Raw genomic sequence first — 22853 nt, 5'->3', positions numbered from 1 at the left:
ACATACTATGACGCAATCGTTGCGTATCGGCTTGGTCGGCGTGGGCCTAATGGGGCACGGTATCGCTCGCAACATTCTCAAGGCCGGGCACCGACTCGACTTTATGGATCATCCTGGTAATCAGCCGGTGGATGATCTGCTGGCCGCGGGCGCAACCTCTAGGGCATCCGGGCGCGAAGTGGCCGAAGCGGCAGAGGTAGTGCTGCTCTGCGTGACCGGTTCGCCTCAGGTCGAGGCGGCACTATTCGGGCCGGATGGAGTGCTGGAGGGTTTGGCGTTGAAGAGCGCGGTGATCGACTGCTCTACGGCCTTGCCGAGTTCGACCGAGCGAGTGGCTGAGCGTATAGCCGCGGCCGGTGGGCGTTTTATGGATGCTGCCATGACCCGGACGCCCAAGGAGGCGGAGGCGGGGCGCCTGAACCTGATCGTCGGGGCCTCCCCGGAGCTTTTCGCGGAGCTGAGGCCGCTACTTGCATGCTTTGCCGAGAATATCACCCATGCCGGCGATGTGGGGGCTGGGCACACCCTAAAGTTACTGCACAACTTCGTATCATTGGGTTTCTCGGCGGTGCTGGCCGAGGCCGCGGCGGCGTCGCGTCGGGCAGGGATTGACGATGCTGCTTTTCTCGAAGTAGTGGGTAAGGGCGGCGGCGGCGGTGTCGTCTTTGATCGCCTGCGTCCCTTCATCGCGTCCGACGACCCATCCGGTTTCAATTTCAGCGTGGCCAATGCCACTAAGGACCTAGGTTATTACCGCGCCATGACCGGTGAGTTGGGGGCTCGCCGCTTGGTCGCAGAGGCCGTCGAGGCGCTGTATACGGGTGTCCATGATCAGGACCTGACGGTGCCGGAAATCATCCGCGTCCTAGCGGATGAGAAATGATGGACGGATGCGCTGCTGTTGAGTCTGACGACCTGTGGTTTCGTGCTTGGTAATCAGTACGCCAAGGCGGGTAACATCCTTCTTATCCCTGCAGGAGCGCCGCTGATCGCTGCTCTGCTGTCCCGGCTGATCTTCGCCGAGCGATCACCGGACTTGGCTAGCGATTGGAATCTGCATGCTGGGTATTGTGTTGGTCGTGCTCGATGGTAGCGGGATAGGGTCTTGGGTGGGCAACCCCTTTGTCCTCATGGCTGCCGCCACCTTGGCGCTCAACTTCACGCTCTGCCGGAACGCTTCTACTTTCGATGTCTCACCGAGAAGATGAGCGAACTGATGGCGAGGTATCACGGAGGCCCATCGAGCGCGTTTTACTCAGAGCCTGCATCCGCTCCCTATTTCAATTCCTGCCAATTATACCGTACCTGACCGGTCTGCTGTTATCGGCGGATCAGGCTCTAAGCCCGCCCGCTGCCTCATTTCCAGCCGCCGTTCGTAGAGGCTCTTGGCCAGCAGAGTGCCCAATACTAGCCCACCACCGAGCAGGGCCACTGACGCGGGCTTTTCACCCAAGACCCACCAAGCCAACAGCGTGCCCAGCACCACTTCCAGCAGCAACAGTAAGCCCACTTCGGCGGCGGGCAGATACAGTGGCCCACGCTGCAGCAGCGTCACGCCACAGGGAACAATGACCAAGCAGAGCAAAACGACCACGGCGAGCTGGCTCCTCTCTGGCAGTGCCGGTTCGTTGCCCGCAAGCCAAAACAGTCCAGCGACGCTACCGATAATAATGCCGTTAAATACCAGCATCGGGCTCATATCAATGCCCGGGCGAGTGCGGCACAGGGTAAAATTAATCGCTAAGGTAGTCGCCGCCATCAAGGCGAAAGCGTTGCCTATCCAGGAACCTGCGTCTGCGTCATCCAAAGCGATCATCGCGATACCGACCATACATAGCCAAATCGCCAGCCACGTTCTCCTGGGTAAACGCTCTTTAAGGATGATCCAGGAGAGGACGGCAGCGATTAACGGCGAACTGGCCAGTATCATCAACACGTTGCCCGCCTTGGTGTACTGATTACCAAGCACAAAACCACAGGTCGTCAGACTGAACAGCAGCGCGACGGCGATGCCGGTCCAGCCGCAGCGACGATAGGCTGCCAGCGTTCCACGACCATAGCGCAGCAGAGCGATCAGCAAAAAGCCTAATGCCGAGAGGAAGCCGCGCCACATCAGTATCTCCGCATCGGGCAGGTCGGCCACCTTGATAAGCAAGGCATCAGGCGCCATTATCAACGCTCCGCCGCCGGTAAACAGCAGGCCCTGCTGGCGATGCGACAAGGCACTCAAACGGTTCATTTTAGTGATTATCCCTCGGCGGATGCTGGCGGGGCGCATCGCGATACTTGGTCGCTGGCGCCAACTTCATACCGCGATCCAGCGGCCTCATGCCCTCCCACACCGCATCTACAATCCGCGTGCCAGTATCGTAGGGTACCTTCGCCCGCTCGTTATAAAGCGCAGGTATCACCGCCGAGCCAGGCAGCTTAATGCCAAATACTTCGGCCATCGTTTTGTATTGCCCAAGCGAAGGCGCTGAATCGCTGGCTCGGGAAAGGAACTCTACATAGTCGATATCGCCCTCCGCCAGGCGCTTTCGTAGCTCCCAGATAATCGTTCCCGAGCTCAACCGCCCGGCACCGTGCCAACCGTTTAGCATCGGCTCGCCGGAGAGCACTTCCACTAAACTCAAATAGGTCAGATTAGGATCCAGCGTGGCGGTTGGCCGCCGCACGTTCTCATGGATAGGGTGCAAGGGGAATTCGAACGGCACGCCACCTGCGGCGCGAATGCCGTTTTTAACCTGCTTAACCAAATCGATGTGATGGCGGTTACACGGGGTTAAAACAGGCCCTGACTGACAAATACCAGTAATCGGCGTCCCGCTAGTCAACTCACCTAGCGTGATGCCGTAATTGAGATAGCGCCCGATGCAAAGCATCGTGGTACCGAGGTGGTCGGGATTATCGAACCAGTAACGTGAACGCAACTGCTCAGGTGTTGTTCGGGGAAAATTTGCCATGGTTCCCGTCCACGCCCAAAATAAAGATTAAATAATCCCCCTGAAACCTATCGGAGAGTCGATTACAGTACGCTCTCTTCACTGCGGCGTCGATACATACGAAAATAAAGGTATGTCAACAATGGTGAAGGATTAGTTTTGGATTCTGGGTGGCTGAGCGAATGACTCGGATGAGCACTGCGGACAGGCGGTTGGCTATATGACTGAGAGAGATAGCATAGCTCGGCATTACGTCGCACACAATGGGCTCGAAGAAGTCGGCACCAACAAGGCTGTTGTAGCGGGCTAACGTTCTGTCAATGATGTTCTGCTCTGTAAGATCCAAATATTGTCTCTCATGAGAGTTTGCAGGAGTTCCGTGAGCAGTGCTCGGTAATCCCCCCGAGAAACCAAGGTGTTGTCATGACCGGTTGAATGCACCCCCTTTAAAAATGGGGGGATTACCGTCTGATCTTGCTTGAGTTCCAGGCTTTGATGGATTTCCATCAATACGGTCTCAATAGAAGGAAAGGTAGCCATACATTTCTCCTTGGTTGGTGATGGCTCCATCCTTGTCGAAATTGGTAGCGCTATCACTGAAAAGTGGCGTACCCCCTTCCTTTATTTGAACTCGGTAGGGTGAGAAGGGGGGTACGGCGGATTTCATACTGGGAAGATTTGATGCCTGACATTCTGGCTCCTCGATCAATCGATAGGAGCTTTTATGAGTCTAACCTCACATTCCGTAGCCGTTGTCGTCAATTGGCACCTGACTGAGGCATGTGATTTCTCATGCCGATATTGTTATGCCCATTGGGAGCGCGCTGAAAGCATAAAGGACTTAATCAGAGAGGAACATCAGGTTCGTGCCTTGGTAACAGAGCTTGGACGATTCTTCCGTTCTGATGGCGCCGCCAGAAAGTTTGGATTCTACGGTGTCGATCCACGTTTGAACGTCGCAGGTGGGGGAGCCTTTGCTCGTTCCTTCGGCAGTGCAGACAGCTGTGCACCGCGCGCTCCGAATTGGTCTTCGGACTTCTTTGATTACCAACAGCTCGTTTTTGACTGAGGAGCTTTGTAAATCACTAGCTCCCGGCCTGGATATGCTCGGGGTCAGTATCGACTCCGGACAATCCGACATCAACAACCTTATCGGGAGAGTTGATAGTCAGGGCCGGTTCCTGGATTTGGGCTCTCTCAGCAGCTCTTTCGAGGTTCTGAGGCGGTGTAATCCTGCACTAACGGTGAAACTGAATACCGTGGTTAATCGGCTGAACTGGAAGGATGACCTCTCAAGTGTTGTTGGCTTAATACAGCCCAAGAAATGGAAAATTCTTAGGGCGCTGCCGGTTATTGATCAATCGACAAACGTTACGGACGACCAGTTCCGGGCTTTTGTGGATCGTCACTCGGCTTATCGATCAATCGCGGTGGTTGAGGATAACCAGGACATGCAGGAGTCGTACATTATGTTTGATCCTCAGGGGCGCTTTTTCCAGAACTCGCCATGTTCAGCGGGGTATCAGTACAGTCAGCCTATTCTGGAGGTTGGCGCTGAAAAAGCGTTTGAGCAGGTGAGCTTCAATCCCGAGCGGTTTCTTTCACGGTATTCGAAGGAAGCCGGGGGCGCTGCATGAAGTTCTCTTCGGATAAGGACATTAATCGGTTTGCGAAACATTTGGTTCGCGATGGCTGGAGAGCCGTCCAGAAAACTTCTACCGCGCAGACTCCTAGGTGTATTCCGTAAGAGGTATTTTAATTACTTTTGAATAATCTAATCTGTACAGCAAATACCGCCAGCGGGGTCATGTTGTGAGTATCCGTTTCAGCAATATCGTAAATCTGATTGTCATGGCGTTGGTACTGGCACTGCTCGCAGGCGTCACCCATGTAAAAGCCGACCCCGTTGACAAATACCAGCCGGTTGCCGGTCGCCAAGTAATCACGCAAACCCTGCCCCAGGTCACCGAAGTGCGCCCCCGCGAAAGCAATCGCGCCATTGGCGAGCTCTTCGCCGGCGAAGAATTGGTGGGCTACACCTACCAAAGCCTCGACTTCGTGCAAACGCCCGCCTATTCCGGCAAACCCCTGAACATTCAGGTATTGATGAATACCGACGGCGAAATCCTTAAAACTCGCGTGATTCATCACTCCGAGCCGATTCTGCTGATCGGTATCCCGGAGTACAAACTGCACGACTTTACCGACCAGTACACCGGCCTAAAAGCGGATCAGCGGGTTACTGTGGGCGGCAACACCAACGAGCGCAAGGTAGCGGTAGACGGCCTGTCCGGCGCTACCGTCACGGTGATGGTGGTGAACGAAGTCATTATGCGCACGGCCCACAGAGTTGGCGTAGAACTTGGCCTGGTGGAAGGTGCCGGCATCAAGCGGCCACCCATTGCCGAGGTTAATAACGAGCAGTTTCAGCAAGCTAACTGGCAGCAACTGACGGGTGATGGCTCCATTCGCCGCCTGCTGCTGACCCGTGGCCAAGTGGATGACTCGTTCAAAGGCAGCGACGCGGAAGGCGTAGATGCCGCCGCTCCCGATCAGCGTGAAGACCCATTAATAGACCTGTATACAGCCTATTTGGACGCCCCCACCATTGGCCGCAATCTACTGGGTGAAAGCCAGCACGAATGGCTGAATTCTCTGTTGAAAGAAGGCGAACACGCTATTGCGGTGATGGCCAGCGGCTCCTATTCGTTCAAGGGCTCCGGCTATGTGCGCGGCGGCATTTTCGACCGCATTCAGATTCGTCAGTTTGGTGACACCTTCAACTTCCGCGATCTCGATTTTTATCGTTTAAGCGATGTGTACAGCGAGGGAATGCCGGACTTTTCCGAAATGGCAATCTTCATCATTCGCCAGCAATACAACTTCGATCCGGGCACGCCCTGGACCCTCGAACTGACGGTAAAACGCCAGACCGGCCCGCTGGACAGCAAATTCCAGGTGTTCCCGCTGGAGTACCAGCTACCCGAGCAGTATTACACCCGTGCGAACGTTGTGGTCAGCCAGGAAGAATGGCTGGAAACCCAACCCATGTGGGTTCAGGTGTGGTACCAGAAGCAGTTCCAGATTGTGGTTTTGGGCGCGGGCATATTGGTGCTGCTGTTTGTTCTGTTCTTCCAGGACTGGCTGGTAAAGCGGCCCAACTTAACCCGCTGGATTCGCCACGGCTTTCTTACCTACACCCTGTTCTTTATTGGTTGGTACGCCCTAGGGCAGCTGTCCATCGTAAACGTACTAACGTTTGTACACAGCTTCATGTCTGGCTTTAGTTGGCAGACGTTCTTGATCGACCCGATCATGTTCATATTGTGGGCAGTGGTGGCGGGCATTGTGTTGCTTTGGGGCCGCGCGGTTTATTGCGGTTGGCTGTGCCCGTTCGGTGCGCTGCAAGAGTTGCTGAATGAAATCGCCCGCAAGCTAAAAATACCTCAGTACAACGTGCCGTTTGCCGTGCACGAACGCCTATGGGCCATCAAGTACATCATTCTGCTGGTGCTTTTCGGTGTGTCGCTGGAATCCATGGCGATGGCAGAAAGGCTGGCGGAAATTGAACCTTTCAAAACGTCTATCACTCTGCATTTTGCCCGCTCCTGGCCGTTTGTGCTCTACGCGGTGGTGTTGCTGGTGATCAACCTGTTCACTCGCAAGGTGTATTGCCGCTACCTGTGCCCGCTGGGCGCCGCGCTGGCGCTGCCCACCAAACTGCGGGTATTCGACTGGCTCAAGCGCCGCAAGGAATGTGGCACCCCCTGCCGCCTGTGCGAAAAAGAGTGCGAGGTACAGGCCATTCACCCAGACGGCACCATCAATTTCATGGAATGCCACTACTGCCTGGACTGCCAGGTAACTTATTTCGACGACAACAAGTGCCCGCCGTTGATCGTGAAGCACCGCGGCAAGCGCCGTGGCCAAAATTCGCCGGGGCGCCCGGAACAGATTCCAGTTGTCGAAGTGAAATGAAAAGCAGTGCCATAACGAAAAAAGTACAACCCCCAAAACTGAAACGGAGTTGAGCATCATGAGCAAAGACCATGAGAAGAATCAAAAAGAACTGGCGAAAACAGAACACTCCGGCCTGAGCCGCCGGCGTTTTCTGGGGGCCACCGCAGTGGCGGGTGTTGCGGGTGTGGCTGGCCTTGGCGGTGCAGTCATGAGCAGTGAGGCGTTTGCAGCCGCGGCCAAAAAAGCACGCAACAACATTGACGTGGGCCCGGGCGAGTTGGATGAGTACTACGGTTTCTGGAGCGGTGGCCACCAGGGCGAAGTGCGGATAATGGGTATACCGTCTATGCGCGAGCTGATGCGTATTCCGGTGTTCAACGTGGATTCGGCAACCGGATGGGGCCTGACCAACGAAAGCAAAGACGTACTGGGTCACGACAACAAATTCCTGAACGGCGATTGTCACCACCCGCACATCTCTATGACTGACGGCCGTTACGATGGTAAGTATCTGTTCATCAACGACAAAGCCAACACTCGCGTAGCCCGCATCCGTCTGGACATCATGAAGTGCGATAAGATTACCCACGTTCCTAACGTGCAGGCCATTCACGGTTTGCGTCTGCAGAAAGTGCCTTACACAAAATACGTGTTCTGCAACGCAGAATATGTGATTCCGCACCCGAACGATGGCAGCGATTTCTCGATGGAGAACAGCTACACCATGTTCAACGCCCTGGATGCGGAAACCATGGAAATGGCCTGGCAGGTGATTGTCGACGGCAACCTGGACAACACTGACGCTGACTACACCGGCAAATACGCGGCCTCTACCTGCTACAACTCAGAGAAAGCGAAAGATCTGGCCGGTACTATGCGCAACGACCGCGACTGGGTGGTGGTGTTTAACGTTGAACGCATCGAGCAAGCGGTTAAAAACGGCGACTTCAAAACTCTGGGCGACTCCAAAGTGCCCGTGGTGGATGGCCGCAGCAAATCCCCGTTGACCCGCTACATTCCGGTGCCGAAGAACCCGCACGGCGTGAACACGTCGCCGGATGGCAAGTACTTCATTGCTGCCGGCAAGCTGTCGCCAACCTGTTCTGTGATTGCCATCGACAAACTGGACGATGTGTTTGACGACAAAATCGAGCTGCGTGACGTGATTGTCGCCGAACCGGAGCTTGGCCTTGGGCCTCTTCACACCACGTACGATGGCCGCGGTAACGCCTACACCACGCTGTTTATCGACAGCCAGGTGGTGAAGTGGAACATTGCAGACGCCATCAAGCATTACAACGGTGAAGACGTAAACTACCTGCGCCAGAAGCTGGATGTGCATTACCAGCCAGGCCACAACCACGCGTCCTTGACGGAATCCCGCGATGCCGATGGCAAGTGGCTGGTGGTGCTGTCGAAGTTCTCGAAAGACCGTTTCCTGCCGGTTGGGCCTTTGCACCCGGAGAACGATCAGCTGATCGATATTTCTGGCGATGAAATGAAACTGGTTCACGACGGCCCGGCCTTCGCCGAACCACACGATTGCATTATGGTGCGTCGTGATCAGATCAAAACCAAGAAAATCTATACCCGTGACGATCCGTACTTCGCCAGCGCCCGCGCCCAGGCCGAGAAAGACGGTGTCACGCTGGAAGGCGATAACAAGATTATCCGCGACGGTAAAAAAGTGCGGGTTTATATGACGTCGGTGGCGCCTATGTACGGTACAACCGAGTTCACGGTGAAGCAGGGTGATGAGGTTACGGTGTATGTGACCAACCTGGACACCATTGAGGATGTGACTCATGGCTTTTCGGTGGTGAATCACGGTGTGAGCATGGAGATCAGTCCGCAGCAGACGTCGTCGGTGACGTTCGTGGCTGATAAACCAGGTGTGCATTGGTACTACTGCAACTGGTTCTGTCACGCTCTGCATATGGAGATGACGGGTCGGATGTTGGTCGAAAAGGCCTGATTAAGTGGTTTGGCCGGAGCCCTGTAATGGGGCTTCGGCTTTTTACAATGTTTCGGAGGAATATGACACTGGAAGAACGCTTTTCAAAACACGCTCAAGCACATCCATGTGGCGCTTGAGCTCCGCCATCCATGGCTCCGCACAGTTTTGAAAAGCGTTCTTCCAGTGTCATACCCAACTTTGGCGAGTGTTAGCCATATTGAGAACTGATTTGATGCACCAAATTTTGCGTTTAGTGGCGGTCCTGACCGTCGCTTTGCTATCGCTAACCGCACAAGCGAATATCCAGCAACAGCTAGATGCGCTGGAACCGGGGGTGGTTTTTGAGCTACCACCTGAACAGGTTCCACCGATCGTTATCCGGGTGGCGAATGTGACGGTTCGCTGCCATGCCGATACGGTGATTGATGGCGGCGGTGAGGGCAATGCGGTGTTGATTGAAGCCGTCGGCGTTACGTTCAGTGGCTGCAGAGTGCGTAACTGGGGCTCGGATTTGAATGAGTTGGATGCGGGGGTTTTTGTGGCCCGTGAGGCGCGTGGCGTTACGGTTGCGGACAACAACTTGCAGGGTTCGGCCTTTGGCGTGTGGCTGGATGCCACGCCGGATGCGACGGTTATTGGTAATGTGATTCGTGGCAATGCCAGTATGCGTTCCAACGATCGGGGTAATGGTATTCATTTGTTCAACACCCAAGGCGCGTTGATTGAAGGCAATGACATTCGCCAGACCCGCGATGCGATTTATATTGAAACCTCTAACCACAACCGCATTCGCAATAACGTGATGGTCGATTTGCGCTACGGCATTCACTACATGTATTCGATGGACAACCTGCTGGAAAACAACGTTACCCGTAACACGCGCACCGGTTATGCGTTGATGCAGAGCAAGCGGCTGACGGTGCTGAATAATCGTTCCGAGAACGATGAGAATTACGGTATTTTGATGAATTTTATTACCCAGTCCGAGTTGCGGGGCAATGTGGTTACCGGTGTGTCGAAGGGGCAGTTTGCCGGAGCGGCGATGTCGGGTGCCGAGGGTAAGGCGGTGTTTATTTACAACTCTCTGTACAACACCTTTACCGATAACGTGTTTGCCAACAGCAATATTGGCATTCACTTAACCGCAGGCTCAGAAGACAACACCATGTTCAACAATGCCTTCGTGAATAACCAGCGTCAGGTGAAGTATGTGGCCACCCGCACCCAGGAGTGGTCGAAAGATGGCGTGGGTAATTACTGGAGTGACTATCTGGGCTGGGATCGAAATCAGGATGGCACCGGCGACGTTCCTTACGAGCCTAATGACAACGTCGATCGTCTGTTGTGGACCTATCCGGAAGCCAAGGTGCTGATGTTCAGCCCGGCGGTGGATACCCTGCGCTGGGTGCAGGACGCGTTCCCGGTGATCAAGGCCGCCGGGGTGCAGGATTCCCATCCGCTGATGTATCCACCTGAGCCTGAACGTGTTCCATCGGCTGTTTCTAACCCGAATTCTGCGGAGCCGCAATGAGCTGTTTTCGTCTTGAAAATGTCAGTTACCGTTACGACAAAGCCCCCGTGCTGCAGGGTGTGGATTTGCGCCTGGAGCCTGGGGAAATTCTGGGCCTGTTTGGCCATAACGGTGCCGGTAAAACCACCACCATCAAGCTGGTTCTTGGTCTGATGCAGCCGGCAGGGGGTTCTTTGTCGGTGCTGGACGGCAACGCGGGTGACCCACAGGTGACTCGGCACATCGGCTATTTGCCGGAAAACGTGATGTTCTACCCGCAGCTGACCGGCCGTGAAATTCTGGCGCACTTCGCTCGCTTAAAGGGCGCAGACTTGCGCCAGGTGCCAGAGTTGCTGACTCAGGTTGGGTTAGACGACGCCATAAACGCACGGGTAAAAACTTACTCGAAAGGCATGCGCCAACGCTTGGGCCTGGCGCAGGCGTTATTGGGAAAGCCCAAGCTGTTGGTGTTGGACGAGCCCACGGTGGGGCTTGATCCAGTCGCGACCGCCGACCTGTATCGGCTGTTGCGCACCTTGCGGGACAGCGGGACCGGCATTGTACTTTGCTCCCACGTGTTGCCAGGTGTGGAGCCTTACATCGACCGCGCGGCGATTCTGACCGACGGTGCCTTAAAGGCCTCCGGCAATCTGGACGCGCTGCGGCGCCAAGCTAATATGCCGGTCACGTTGATGCTGGAGCCAACGGGCTCTTTGGATTCCCTGGAAAACGCCATTCACCAGTGCAACGGCGTCGCCAGACCGGTGATAAAAAACATCAACAACCGATTGCAGGTAGACGTACGCCCCGCCGATAAAATGCCACTGCTGACGGCACTGATGGCCTCCGGCGAAGTAGCGGACGTGGGCATTCATCAGCCCACCCTGGAAGACATTTACGTGCACTTTATTGGCTCCGGTGGCTTGGCCCACCGCGGAGGTGTGCAATGAACAGCGTATGGACCATCGCCCGTAAAGAGCTCAGCGACAGCTTGCGTAACCGCTGGCTGCTGGCCATCGCTATTGTGTTTGCTGTTCTGGCCGTGGGCATCGCCTGGTTTGGTGCGGCTGCGTCCGGCCAGGTTGGCTACGCCTCCACCCCGGCGACCATCGCCAGCTTGGCCAGCCTGGGCATATTCCTGATTCCGCTGATCGCGCTGCTGCTGGCCTACGACGCTATTGTCGGCGAAGACGAAGGCGGCACTTTATTGCTGCTGATGACTTATCCCCTTAGCCGCGGCCAGTTGTTGTTCGGCAAGTTTCTGGGCCACGGCCTGACCTTGGCCTTTGCCACGATTCTGGGTTTTGGCGTCGCGGGTATTGCCATTGCGGTGCTGGTAGAAGACGTAGGCATTACAAGCCTGGCACTGGCGATGTTGCGTTTTATTGGCTCTACCATTTTGCTGGGCTGGGGCTTTATAGCTCTGGCTTATGTGGTGAGCGTGCGCGCTAGCGAGAAGCCGGTTGCCGCGGGCCTGGCCTTGGCGATCTGGTTCTTCTTTGTGCTGGTGTTCGACTTGCTGCTACTGGGCTCACTGGTCGCCAGCGAAGGCAAGCTGAATCCGGAGCTGCTGCCGTGGTTGCTGATGCTGAACCCGACAGACATCTACCGTTTGTTGAATATTCTGGCCTTTGGTGAGGGTCGTCAGCTCAGTGGAGTTCTGAGTCTCGGCAAGGACTTGCCCATCGGCCAAAGCGGCCTTTGGCTGGGGCTGGTGCTGTGGTGTGTTGCACCTTTGACCCTCGCCTGGGCGTTATTCCGTAAGCGCCGGATCTAAAACTCTCTGCATACGTTCCAGGTGGCTGTCACTCAAAAATTGTTTCGTAAAATGGAGTCTTGCTGGATGAGTATTGTTAACAAAGGCAGTTGGTTTGCCAAAGCGCCCGCTCTGGGATTGTTGTTATTGCTCGCGGGCTTTGTCGCGCTGACAGGTTGTTCCGAGCCGGAGCGGGTCGTTAGAGAAAAGCCTGCGGCTGTGCATTTTGAAGATGGCGAAGAGTGTCACGTTTGCGGCATGGCTATAACCGGCTTCCCGGGCCCGAAAGGGGAGGTGATTACCGAGAAACAACAGCAGGTACACAAGTTCTGCTCCACAAAAGACATGTTCTCTTGGGTGTTGCAGCCGGAAAATATCAAACGCGATCACACTCTGTACGTTCACGACATGGCGCAGTCGGAGTGGGGCAGCCCGGTGGATACGGCGTTAATTGATGCCCGCGAGGCGTTTTACGTGATTGGTTCTAAACGGATGGGCGCAATGGGCCCGACGTTGGCGTCGTTTGCAGACAGCAAGGTTGCCGACGGCTTTGCCACTGAATTCGGTGGTCATGTAAAACCCTTTGCTGACATCACAATGTCTGACCTGAACGCTTCCAGCCCGGCAGCTATGGATCATGGCTCGATGACCAATAGCTTAACGAAGCACTGAATGAGGTTTTTCAGTGGCTTTATACCATAGCTGCTGGTGGGTATTTCTGCGAAACGGGTGCCGATGGCCAATAGGCAATCTATCGTGGCAAAGGCACCGGTCACGGCAACATTGGTTTACCTGCAGCGGCCTGGGCCGCCTTAGCCGCCGGTCATGTTCATAAAACGCAGCACCTGCACCTCACCGTTGACGGAAAAGTGGTGTTTCTCAGGTTTCAGATCCATCGCCTGGGCGATGGCATCTTGCAGACGTTGGTCAGAAATGGGGTTGGCGCGCAGCACTCGCCGCAGGTCTACGGAGTGTTCGTTGCCCAGACATAGCAGCAAACGGCCTTCCACCGTTACCCGTACCCGGTTGCAGGTGGAGCAAAAATTGTGGGAATGGGGTGAAATAAAGCCGACATGAATCGGGCTGTCTGCCATACGGTAATAGCGCGCCGGGCCACCGGAGTCGGCGGTGGCAGGCACTAGGTCGTGATGGCGGGTAATGATCTCGCGCACTTCGTCGCTGGTGCAAAGGGCTTCGCCGCGATCGTGTTCGGAAATTTCGCCCAAGGGCATTTCTTCAATAAAGGTGATGTCTACCTGCTTGCGGCGGGCGTACTCGACCAGCTCGGGCACATCCATATCGTTACGGCCTTTCATCACCACCGTGTTCAATTTGATGCCACGGAAACCGGCTTCGCGGGCGGCGTCTATGCCATCAAGAACCTGTGACAGTTTGCCTGTGCGGGTAATGTTGTGGAATTTATCGGCATCTAACGAATCCAGGCTGATGTTCAGGCGATGAAGCCCTGCTTTGCGCAGCGGTTCTGCCATAGTGGATAGTTGACTGCCGTTGGTTGTCATAGCGAAATCGCGCAAGCCATAACCTCCGATTTCTTTCACCAGATCAACGATGCCCTTTCGCACCAGCGGCTCACCGCCGGTCAGGCGGATTTTTTCGGTGCCCAGTTCCACAAAGTTACGCGCCAGCCTGGCGATTTCTTCGAGGGTGAGCACTTGTTGGCGGGGCAGAAAGGTCATGTCTTCCGCCATGCAATAAACACAGCGAAAGTCGCAGCGGTCGGTCACCGATAAACGTACGTAATTGATGGTGCGCCCGAAGCGATCTGTCAGCTTATTGTTAGACATTGGCACAGTTCCCGTAGCAGCCAGTTCGAATCTTTTAAAAGTTATTGCACAGAGTATCGCAGACTGGAGCGTGAAATCCGATACCCCTGGCGGGGTAGCTTTGCCTGATTTTTGCGCGCACATCACTTAGATCATTCGCAGGTCAGAAAAATCGTGCTTTTCTTAAAGATAACTATAAAATAGATGTTTAAAAGTGGCAGAGGGTAAAAAGATGGAAAAGATGCTGTTTCGTGCCAATAGCGCAATTGTCTGGTCGGTGCTGGGTCTGCTGGTGACCGTTGTTCTGGCGTACCCATTGGCAGGCCGATTGCCAATGATGCTGCAGGTTCTGGCCCACATTGGCACCTTGTTGTTCGCGGTGGGTATCAAAATTGCCTATATTGTACGGCTGGTTTTTCTGAGCCGTTTGGGCAGACCGGTTCACTGATCAAGGTTATACTGAAGCGACAGTTTAATGACTGTGAGATCAGCACTATGAGAAACCATTATCGCAAAACTGGATTCCGTGTACTCGCGTATATCTCCATGGTTTTTGCGGTGATTGGGGTCGCTCTTCCGGTGTTACCAACCACCCCTTTTGTTTTGTTGGCTGCTTTTTTTGCCAGCAAGGGGTCGCCGGCCTTTGCTTTTTGGTTAGATAATCATCCGAAGTTTGGCCCCGTTATTTTGCAGTGGCGCACCCGCCAGGCCGTTCCGGCCAGTGCCAAAGTGCTGGCCTGCTCGATGATGACGCTAAGCTGGGGTTTTTTGTTCTGGGGCGGCGCTAAGCCGCTGGTTTTAATAATAGTGGGGATTACGCTGGTGGCTGTTGCATGCTATTTGCTGACCCGTCCGACCTATTGATGTCAGTTGTATGCTAGCTGGAGTAGTTTATGCACATCACCCGTTACACCGATTATTCGCTGCGAGTGCTGGTTTACCTGGCGGCTTGTGGCGACCGGCTGGTTACCATTCAGGACGTAGCCGATGCCTATGATATTTCCAAAAACCACCTGATGAAGGTGGTGCACCAACTCAACCTTAAGGGCTACATAGAAACAGTGAGAGGCAAAAACGGTGGTATGCGGCTGCGACGTCAGCCCAGTTCCATCAATATTGGTGCTTTAGTGCGCGATACCGAGCCGGATTTCAATTTGGTTGAGTGCTTTTCCGCGAACAGTCAGTGTTGCATTACCCCGGTTTGCGGCTTGCAATCGATGTTAAAGGAAGCTTTGCAGGCCTTTTTAACAACCCTGGACTCCTACACTCTAGCCGATGTGGTGCGCCAGCCACAGCAATCGCAGTTGCTGAGGCTGCTGCAGATCAGCTAACGTCGCTTTTCACCGCAGGTTTCTTTTTCGCGGCCGTTTTAGGTTTTCGCGGGCTGGTTTTTTTCTTTGGCGGTAATAGCAGGTTTCTGAGTTCTTCCAATGCTTCCCCGGTATACACCGCTAGTTTTTGCATGCTGGGCAAGGTGTCGCGGCAACCGGTAAAGCCAAAGTTCAAAGATCCGGCATAACTCAGGCAAGTAATGTTCAACGCTCCGCCGTGGGTGATCAGCGACACCGGATACATTGCTTCCAGTTTGGCCCCTTCGTAATAGAGGTCTTCGGTGGGCCCCGGAACGTTGGAGATGGTTACGTTAAATACCGGTCGCATGCGCCCGCCCAAGCCAGACATCAGCTGCAATATGTAGGGCGACATCAGCATCATGGTGTATTGGGTCAACGCTTTCTTGGGCAACTTTTGCAAGTGCTCTTTGGCTTTGCACGAGGATTCCTTGATGTATTTCAGGCGCGTTAACGGGTCAGGTTCGTTGGTGGCCAAGGCGGCAATCATGAAACTGATCTGGGTGCCCGTGCCCTCGTCATCCGCCGGGCGAATGTTGACCGGTATGCCTGCTGTTAACGATGTTTCAGGCAAGTCGTCCTGTTCCAGCAAAAAACGCCGCAGCGCAGTGCCGCACAAATACAGCACAATGTCGTTCATTGAACTGCCCGAGGCGCGGGCCATGGCTTTCATCTCTTCTAACTGATACTGCTGGGTGGCGAAGCGGCGCTGGCCGGTAACCCGGTGATTGATTTTGGAAACCGGTCCGGTGAAGGGTGCGGTCAGGCCGTCTTCCGGGTGGCGTACCGAGTGAATCAGGCGATTGCTGGCCTGCCACAGTCGCGGCGCCAAATCCAACTGCAGTTTCAGGGCGCCCATAGCTTGGGAAATGGCGCCGGGCACGCTGGCTTCGCTGTCGGTTTTGTTGCCGCGCCGGCTTTCCGGGCGTACTGACCAGGGTGGCAGCATGTCGCGCTCGTCGGGGGATTTGCTCAGCACCCTTTGCATCAGGCGCACGCCGCTGATGCCGTCAATCATGCAGTGGTGCATCTTTGTGTACAGGGCAAAACGGTTGTGTTCCAGCCCTTCGATCATGTGGCATTCCCACAGCGGCCGCGACAGGTCCAGTGGATTGGAATGCAGGCGCGATACCAGTACCCCCAGTTCGCGTTCACCGCCGGGTTTCGGCAGGGCCGAGTGGCGTACGTGGTAATCCAGATCAATGTGCTTGTCGTGCTTCCAGGTGGGCGCCAGAACGCGGCCCAGAAAGCTTGGCCATACCAGCTTGCAGCCCCAGGGGAGCTCAACATTACCGGCCTGCTTCATGCTTTTGACCAGGTCTCCCGTGAAGGTAGCAGGGGCGTTTTCGGGCAGGCTGAAAATCTGCAAGTTGCCCACGTGCATGGGGGTATCGTCAGACTCAACCGCTAGCCAAGACGCGTCCAATGTTGCCAGGCGTTTCATTCCTTGTTAACCCCTACTGTATATGGAACATGAAAAAGGGCGGTGAGCCCTGATCTGTCAGTATATGAGGTAATGTCACGATAAACGAATGCTGACACAAGAAAATTCTGTAGAAACGGTAAGACTGCTATCGGCGTTTAAGCCCCGATAGCAGTGGTTTTTTACTTAGCTGCGGTCGTCTATCTCCACTTTACGCGGGGCCATGCTGTCGTTGCGGTAATCAATTTCCAGTTCTTGGCCATTGGCGTTGTTGCCGTCCACTTCGATGTTGCCACGGGAGTCGGCGGAGATTTCTCCAATTTGCTGCATGCCTTCATTTACGCTGGCATCGATGTAGCTCAAAGCCTGCTCTGATGACATGCCCCAGGGGCCGTCGTTGCGTTTGCGGCGCTGCTCTTTCTGGATGCTGCCGTCTGTGTTCACGTCCAACTCTACATACCACTCGGATTCTACCCAGCCTTCGAGCTCAATGCGGCTGTCGGCAAGGCCGAAGTCGTCGTCCAGTTCAATGCTGTGGAAGTGAGTAATGCCATACTCGGTGCCAATCTGAACGGCACGTTTTGCTTCGTCGACCGTGCCGGCTGCCTGGGCCAGGGATGCGGCCGCAAGGCTCGCTACCAGCGTGGATGCAACGGCGGTGCTGATGATGGTTTTCTTGGACATTTTCATAATCGTACTCCTGAATGATTCGGCTGTTAAGATCGTTCAAATGCGTCACTCGTTGTGGCTGTTGCGCTTTAGAGATTCAAAGGGCTGTGTGATGACGTTGAGAGCATCCTAGGTGAAGCCGACTTACAGCATGATGAGCGTTTTGTTCATGGTTCGTTCATGTTGGCTCTGCCAGAATAGAGTTATGAAGAAACTACCCGGATACCTGTTGAAGTTGCTGGTTGTAACTCCGGCACTGCTGCTTGCGAGCTTTCTCGCACTGCTGGTAGTGTTGCTTTTGCTTGCGCCGCAGCCGGCCATTGCCGATGACGACTGGCGCAAACTCTATAAAGAAGTACAGGCTGGCCGAATAAAGCCCCTGAGCGACATTCTGGACAGTCTGGCAAAAGACTGGGTAGGGCAGGTTGTAGACGTAGATTACGAACAAAAACGCGGCCGGCAGATATACGAAATTGAACTTTTGGGCTCTGAGGGCCAAGTTGTAGAATTTGAGATAGATGCAGCGACGGGTGAGCTTATTGGTATAGAAGGCAGCAACATCAACGCAATGAAGCGTAAAAAATGAAGGTATTACTGGTAGAAGATGATGAAGCCTTGGCGAGCGGACTGACGCTGGCGCTGGACAATGCCGGGGTGTTGGTAGAGGTAGCCGGTGACGGTCGCAGTGCAGACTTTCTGGTCAGCACAGAACGCTATGACGCGATCATTCTGGATTTGGGTTTGCCTGACGGTAACGGCACCCAATGGCTGTCGGCCTGGCGTGATCGCGGCATTGAGCTGCCGGTGCTGATTTTGACGGCACGGGATCGATGGTCAGACAAAGCGGCGGGTTTCTCTGCCGGCGCCGATGACTATGTGACCAAGCCTTTTGAAACGGCCGAAATTCTGTTCCGTCTACGCGCACTGGTACGCCGGGCGCATGGCCATGCGCATCCGGTTATCCGTGTGGGTGATATTTCCCTGGACACCCACAGCGCCCAAGTCACTCGCGCCGGAATGCCGGTGACATTAACCGCGCAAGAATTCCGCCTGCTGTCCCATCTTGTGCATGCGGCACCCCGGGTGGTCAGTCGCTCTGAGCTCACCGAGCATGTGTATGATGGCGACGCGGAACCAGACTCCAACGTGATTGATGTGCAGGTAAGCCGCCTGCGCCGCAAGCTTGGCAGTCACAGTATTGAAACCCTGCGCGGGCAGGGCTACCGCATGATTGCAGGCGCCCAGGGCCGGTGATGACTGCGCGCCTGCGGCGGCTCCCCATTGCTACGCGGATGTTGGTATCAGCACTGATTATGGTGCTGCTGGTACTACCGGTTGCAGGTGGGTTGCTATCGTGGAATTTCCGTGAGGCAGTGAATACTGCTTTTGACAAGCGGCTGGAGTCGTTGTTGAACGTGGTGTTGGCCGGTGTGAGTTATGACCCGCGCACAGATGCCCTGGTTGTTAGCCGTGCGCTGGGCGACTCGCGCTTTGACCGGGTGTTCTCCGGTTGGTACTGGCAGGTTCGCGACGTCGGCGAACGGGTGCTGGCATCCCGTTCTTTGTGGGATCAGAGGCTGGCGGTTTCGAAGCGCCCAGGCCTGACATTTCGTACTATGGCGGGCCCCAGAGAGCAATCGCTGCGAGTGCTGGAGCGTGACATCCGTTTGCCAAACCTGAGCGACGCACTGCATGTGCAGGTGGCAGCGGATCTGACCGAAGTAGAAGCCCAAATCGCCAGCTTTCAAACCCTGCTCTGGTTGTCGCTGGCCACCTTGGGAAGCTTGCTGGTCGGGTTGATTGCGTTGCAATTTCGCTGGGGCCTGGAGCCTTTGCGACGGGTAGAAAAAAGCCTGAGAGCGGTAGAACAGGGCCGACAGGCGTCGGTCGAAACCGATCTGCCGAAAGAGCTGGCGCGTCTTGCCGGGGCCATTAATACCGTATTGGAACGGGACGGGCGCTTGATTGAGCGCGGCCGAACCGCAGCCGGTAATCTGGCCCACGCGTTGAAAACACCGGTGGCTGTGCTGACCACCTTGGCGGAGCGCCTGCCGCAAGAACAGCAACAGACCATGCAGGCGGAATTGAAGCGGCTGGATGACGCCGTGCGTCATCACCTGGCGCGGGCCTCTGCAGCCGGGCCGGTGGCGTTGGGCGTAGAGCGGAAGCTAAATGCTGTGCTCAAACCGGTGGTTGACGGCATTGATAGGCTGGCGGTGCGGCGGGGCTTGGTATTTGAAGAACGCCTGCCCAAAAACCTGCAAGCACGGATGGACGCTCAGGATTTGCAGGAAATTGTCGGCAATCTTCTGGAAAATGCCGTTAATTGGGCGGTAAGTTCAGTGGTGTTGGAGGCAAGTATTAAAAACAGTGAGTTGCTGATCAGCGTGACCGATGACGGTCCCGGCATGTCGCCGGAATCCCGCCAGCAAGCGTTAAGCCGGGGCGGACGGCTAGACCAATCCAAGCCCGGCTCGGGCCTTGGGCTGTCTATTGTCAGTGAGCTGGTTGCGCTGCACGAGGGAAAGCTGCAACTGGGTGACCGCACCGGCGGCGGTTTGTGCGCGCAGGTATTGCTGCCGTTACCGCCGGCGGTCTAACAAGGCCCAACGTTGCAATCATCAAGCATCAAGCATTTTCTGTTGCCGAAGGGCACTGATACTCCGTCACCACCTTGCCGTCACTGACGCTTTGCAGGTGCACATCAAAGCCCCACAGCCGGTGTATGTGGCGCAGCACTTCTTCGCTATCGTCCGCTAACGGCCGACGTTCATTCACAATGTGGCGCAGGGTCAGCGAGCGGTCGCCACGCAAGTCGACATTCCACACCTGAATATCCGGCTCGCGACTGCTCAGGTTGTATTGCCGCGCCAACTTTTCACGCAGTGTGCGGTATCCGGTTTCATCGTGAATGGCGGTCACCAGGTAGACGTCTTCTTCGTCGTCGTTTTCAATGGCAAACAGTTTTAAATCGCGCATCACCTTGGGCGACAGAAACTGCTGGATGAAACTCTCGTCTTTGAAGTTTTTCATGGCGAAATGCAGGGTTTCCCGCCAATCGGAGCCGGCAATGTCCGGGAACCATTCGCGGTCTTCGTCTGTGGGCTGCTCACAAAGTCTGCGCAAGTCAGTGAAGATCGCAAACCCCAGGGTGTAGGGGTTTATGCCGGAATAATAACGGCTGTTGAACGGCGGTTGGTACACCACCGCAGTATGGCTAGCCAGCAGTTCCAGCATAAAACCGTCGGTCACCAGCCCTTTGTCGTACAGCGCGTGAATCAGGGTGTAGTGCCAGAAAGTCGCCCAGCCTTCGTTCATCACCTGGGTTTGCCGCTGTGGATAAAAATACTGGCCCAGTTTGCGCACAATGCGAATAATTTCCCGCTGCCAGGTTTCCAGCAGAGGCGCGTTTTTTTCAATGAAGTACAGAATGTTTTCCTGGGGCTCTTCCGGAAAACGCTTCTTCTTATTTTCGGGGTCGCTGTCATCGGTGGGCAGGGGAATGGTGCGCCACAAATCGTTGATGCGGCGTTGCTGATACTCTTCGCGTTCGGTCTGGCGCAGCTTTTCCTCACCGGCGGAAATGGGTGAGGGCCGCTTGTAGCGATCTACCCCGTAGTTCATCAGCGCGTGGCAAGAGTCCAGCACTTCTTCTACCGCGTCTACACCATGGCGTTCCTCGCATTCAGCGATGTAATGGCGGGCAAATACCAGGTAATCAATAATCGCGCTGGCGTCGGTCCAGGTGCGAAACAGGTAGTTGCCTTTAAAGAAAGAGTTGTGGCCATAGCAGGCGTGGGCAATCACCAACGCTTGCATCGGCAGGGTGTTCTCTTCCATCAGGTAGGCAATACACGGGTCTGAGTTGATGACGATTTCATAGGCCAGCCCCATTTGCCCGCGCTGGTAACCTTTTGAGGTATTGAGGAACTGCTTGCCGAACGACCAGTGGTTGTAGCCTACCGGCATGCCCACAGAGCTGTAAGCGTCCATCATCTGTTCGGCGCTGATCACCTCTACCTGATTGGGGTAGGTGTCCAGGCCGAATTCAGCTGCACATTTTGCGATTTCTTCGTCGTAGCGCTGGATCAGGTCAAATGTCCATTCTGACCCGGTCGAAATGGGCTCCCGCACGTTTACCGCTTTGGGCGGTTCGGGCGGGCTGTCAACGCGCGGTGCGCGGTCGTCGTGTTCACTCATGCGGCTTTCCTCTCGAACAGCCGGCGGAAGACCGGGTAAATATCGCTGGCATCGGCAATTTGCTGCATCGCGAACGCGTGCGGAAAGCACGCCAGAATCTTCTCGTATTCGTACCAGAGCATCTGGTGGTTCTGGGGCGTAATCTCGATGTAAGCGAAATACTGCACCAGCGGAAGCAGCCGGTCTGTTAACAGTTTGCTGCACACCGGGGAATCGTCATTCCAGTTGTCGCCGTCGGATGCCTGGGCAGCGTAAATGTTCCACTCAGCCGGTGAATAACGGGTTTCAATAATCTTCTGCATCAACTTCAGGGCGCTGGACACAATGGTTCCGCCGGTTTCCCGCGAATAGAAAAACTCTTCCTCGTTTACCTCTTTGGCGCTGGTGTGGTGGCGAATAAACACCACGTCGATTTTTTTGTAGTTCTTCTGCAAGAACAGATACAGTAAAATAAAGAAGCGTTTAGCGATGTCTTTGTGGGTTTGCGTCATAGAGCCTGATACGTCCATCAGGCAAAACATCACCGCGCTGGTGGCAGGTTGCGGTTGCTTCAGGTGCTGGCGGAAGCGCAAGTCGATTTCGTCAATAAACGGAATGCGTTTGACGTTGGCTTTCAGTCGAGCAATCTCTTCTTCCAGAACCTGAATCTGGTCGGCGTGGCTGAACGCAGCGTTCAGATCATCCGGCGCGACTTTCAGTGCTGCGAGCTGCTCTTCCAGCTCGCGGATTTTATGTCGGCGGGCTCCACTTAAGCCCAGGCGTCGAGCGTGGGCCCCCCGTAGGGAACGAATAACATCCAGCTTGGCAGGCACCCCTTGGGTGCTGAAGCCAGAACGCACGTATTTGAACGATTCGGTGTCTTTCAGGCGTTTGCGCACCAGATTGGGCAGCGCCAAATCGTCAAACAGGAAGTTCAGAAACTCTTCCTGGGTAATCTGAAAGGCGAATTCATCCATCCCCTCGCCATCTTGGCTGGCCTGGCCATTGCCTTGCCCCTGTCCGCCACCGTCGGGCGGTTTGGGAAGGGTGTCGCCCGCCAGAAACTCTTGGTTGCCGGGGTGCACCACTTCTTGGCGCCCGCCCTGGCCGTGGTGAAAAATCGGCTCCTGAATGTCGCGGTTGGGAATGCTCACGCTTTCCCCGTGCTCCACATCGGTAATGGAGCGCTTTTTCACCGCTTCAGCCACTGCCTTCTTTATGTGATGGCGGTAACGGCGCAGGAATCGTTCCCGATTCACTGCACTTTTGTTTTTACCGTTCAGGCGTCGGTCAATAATGTGGGTGCTTCCCATAACGCTTCCCT

The 22853-nt window shown here is 55.2% G+C and carries 21 protein-coding genes; 14 read left to right on the top strand and 7 right to left on the bottom strand.

What is annotated here, in order from left to right; all coding sequences use genetic code 11:
- Positions 1-7 precede the first annotated feature (7 nt).
- Positions 8-883, top strand: a complete 876-nt coding sequence (locus tag MIH19_RS17570; protein WP_249006088.1) for an NAD(P)-dependent oxidoreductase — start codon at positions 8-10, stop codon at positions 881-883.
- Positions 884-1294: 411 nt separating this feature from the next.
- Here MIH19_RS17570 and MIH19_RS17565 read toward each other — a convergent pair whose 3' ends face one another.
- The gene (locus tag MIH19_RS17565; RefSeq protein ID WP_249006087.1) at positions 1295-2239 is read right to left on the bottom strand and encodes a DMT family transporter; all 945 of its coding nucleotides are present in this window, start codon (positions 2237-2239) and stop codon (positions 1295-1297) included.
- A 1-nt stretch (position 2240) separates the two neighbouring features.
- Entirely contained in the window at positions 2241-2963 is a 723-nt protein-coding gene (locus MIH19_RS17560) for a dihydroxy-acid dehydratase (protein ID WP_249006086.1), read from the bottom strand.
- A gap of 941 nt (positions 2964-3904) precedes the next feature.
- Here MIH19_RS17560 and MIH19_RS17555 point away from each other — a divergent pair.
- From MIH19_RS17555 to MIH19_RS17525, 7 genes are all read left to right on the top strand, one after another.
- Positions 3905-4579 (top strand): viperin family antiviral radical SAM protein, encoded by a 675-nt coding sequence (locus MIH19_RS17555; RefSeq protein ID WP_349292882.1) that lies wholly within the window; start codon positions 3905-3907, stop codon positions 4577-4579.
- A gap of 175 nt (positions 4580-4754) precedes the next feature.
- Entirely contained in the window at positions 4755-6920 is a 2166-nt protein-coding gene (locus MIH19_RS17550) for a NosR/NirI family protein (RefSeq protein WP_249006085.1), read from the top strand.
- A gap of 58 nt (positions 6921-6978) precedes the next feature.
- Positions 6979-8877 carry a TAT-dependent nitrous-oxide reductase gene (nosZ, locus tag MIH19_RS17545; protein WP_249006084.1) on the top strand — a complete coding sequence of 633 codons (1899 nt, stop codon included), beginning with the start codon at positions 6979-6981 and terminating at the stop codon, positions 8875-8877.
- Between the two features lie 214 nt (positions 8878-9091).
- On the top strand, positions 9092-10390 hold the full coding sequence (locus tag MIH19_RS17540) for a nitrous oxide reductase family maturation protein NosD (RefSeq protein WP_249006083.1): 1299 nt from the start codon (positions 9092-9094) through the stop codon (positions 10388-10390).
- Complete coding sequence (locus MIH19_RS17535; RefSeq protein ID WP_249006082.1) at positions 10387-11319, top strand: ABC transporter ATP-binding protein; 933 nt, start codon at positions 10387-10389, stop codon at positions 11317-11319. Before MIH19_RS17540 ends, MIH19_RS17535 begins: the two co-directional genes overlap by 4 nt.
- Positions 11316-12146 carry an ABC transporter permease subunit gene (locus MIH19_RS17530; RefSeq protein WP_249006081.1) on the top strand — a complete coding sequence of 277 codons (831 nt, stop codon included), beginning with the start codon at positions 11316-11318 and terminating at the stop codon, positions 12144-12146. The genes MIH19_RS17535 and MIH19_RS17530 overlap by 4 nt, the downstream gene beginning before the upstream one ends.
- Positions 12147-12212: 66 nt before the next feature.
- Positions 12213-12797, top strand: coding sequence for a nitrous oxide reductase accessory protein NosL (locus MIH19_RS17525; RefSeq protein ID WP_249006080.1), 585 nt, complete (start codon positions 12213-12215; stop codon positions 12795-12797).
- Positions 12798-12937: 140 nt separating this feature from the next.
- Here MIH19_RS17525 and moaA read toward each other — a convergent pair whose 3' ends face one another.
- Entirely contained in the window at positions 12938-13930 is a 993-nt protein-coding gene (gene moaA / locus MIH19_RS17520) for a GTP 3',8-cyclase MoaA (RefSeq protein WP_249006079.1), read from the bottom strand.
- Positions 13931-14141: 211 nt separating this feature from the next.
- Between moaA and MIH19_RS17515 the strand changes: the two genes are divergently transcribed.
- The 3 genes from MIH19_RS17515 (at position 14142) to MIH19_RS17505 (ending at position 15240) form a co-directional block, all read left to right on the top strand.
- The gene (locus tag MIH19_RS17515) at positions 14142-14357 is read left to right on the top strand and encodes a hypothetical protein (RefSeq protein WP_249006078.1); all 216 of its coding nucleotides are present in this window, start codon (positions 14142-14144) and stop codon (positions 14355-14357) included.
- A 98-nt stretch (positions 14358-14455) separates the two neighbouring features.
- On the top strand, positions 14456-14773 hold the full coding sequence (locus MIH19_RS17510; protein WP_249006077.1) for a YbaN family protein: 318 nt from the start codon (positions 14456-14458) through the stop codon (positions 14771-14773).
- Between the two features lie 29 nt (positions 14774-14802).
- Positions 14803-15240: an Rrf2 family transcriptional regulator gene (locus MIH19_RS17505; RefSeq protein ID WP_249006076.1), complete on the top strand. Its 438-nt coding sequence runs from the start codon at positions 14803-14805 to the stop codon at positions 15238-15240.
- Here MIH19_RS17505 and MIH19_RS17500 read toward each other — a convergent pair.
- Both MIH19_RS17500 and MIH19_RS17495 read right to left on the bottom strand, forming a co-directional pair.
- The gene (locus MIH19_RS17500) at positions 15233-16702 is read right to left on the bottom strand and encodes a wax ester/triacylglycerol synthase family O-acyltransferase (RefSeq protein WP_249006075.1); all 1470 of its coding nucleotides are present in this window, start codon (positions 16700-16702) and stop codon (positions 15233-15235) included. The two genes, MIH19_RS17505 and MIH19_RS17500, sit on opposite strands and share 8 nt — an antisense overlap.
- A 165-nt stretch (positions 16703-16867) precedes the next feature.
- Positions 16868-17371 (bottom strand): hypothetical protein, encoded by a 504-nt coding sequence (locus MIH19_RS17495; protein WP_249006074.1) that lies wholly within the window; start codon positions 17369-17371, stop codon positions 16868-16870.
- Between the two features lie 184 nt (positions 17372-17555).
- On the opposite strand from MIH19_RS17495, the gene MIH19_RS17490 reads away from it, so the two are divergent.
- The 3 genes from MIH19_RS17490 to MIH19_RS17480 are packed head-to-tail and all read left to right on the top strand — an operon-like array spanning position 17556 to position 19950.
- The gene (locus tag MIH19_RS17490; protein ID WP_249006073.1) at positions 17556-17936 is read left to right on the top strand and encodes a PepSY domain-containing protein; all 381 of its coding nucleotides are present in this window, start codon (positions 17556-17558) and stop codon (positions 17934-17936) included.
- Positions 17933-18604: a response regulator transcription factor gene (locus MIH19_RS17485; RefSeq protein WP_249006072.1), complete on the top strand. Its 672-nt coding sequence runs from the start codon at positions 17933-17935 to the stop codon at positions 18602-18604. Before MIH19_RS17490 ends, MIH19_RS17485 begins: the two co-directional genes overlap by 4 nt.
- Positions 18604-19950 carry an ATP-binding protein gene (locus tag MIH19_RS17480; RefSeq protein ID WP_249006071.1) on the top strand — a complete coding sequence of 449 codons (1347 nt, stop codon included), beginning with the start codon at positions 18604-18606 and terminating at the stop codon, positions 19948-19950. The genes MIH19_RS17485 and MIH19_RS17480 overlap by 1 nt, the downstream gene beginning before the upstream one ends.
- Positions 19951-19978: 28 nt before the next feature.
- On the opposite strand, the gene MIH19_RS17475 is transcribed toward MIH19_RS17480, so the two are convergent.
- Together MIH19_RS17475 and MIH19_RS17470 are read right to left on the bottom strand one after the other, a co-directional pair.
- Positions 19979-21550, bottom strand: coding sequence for a SpoVR family protein (locus MIH19_RS17475; RefSeq protein ID WP_249006070.1), 1572 nt, complete (start codon positions 21548-21550; stop codon positions 19979-19981).
- On the bottom strand, positions 21547-22842 hold the full coding sequence (locus MIH19_RS17470; RefSeq protein WP_249006069.1) for a YeaH/YhbH family protein: 1296 nt from the start codon (positions 22840-22842) through the stop codon (positions 21547-21549). Before MIH19_RS17470 ends, MIH19_RS17475 begins: the two co-directional genes overlap by 4 nt.
- Positions 22843-22853: the final 11 nt, after the last annotated feature.

This window comes from Marinobacter sp. M1C (assembly GCF_023314135.1).
In the GTDB taxonomy this organism is placed as follows: domain Bacteria; phylum Pseudomonadota; class Gammaproteobacteria; order Pseudomonadales; family Oleiphilaceae; genus Marinobacter.
This window is presented reverse-complemented; position numbering and strand designations above follow the sequence as displayed.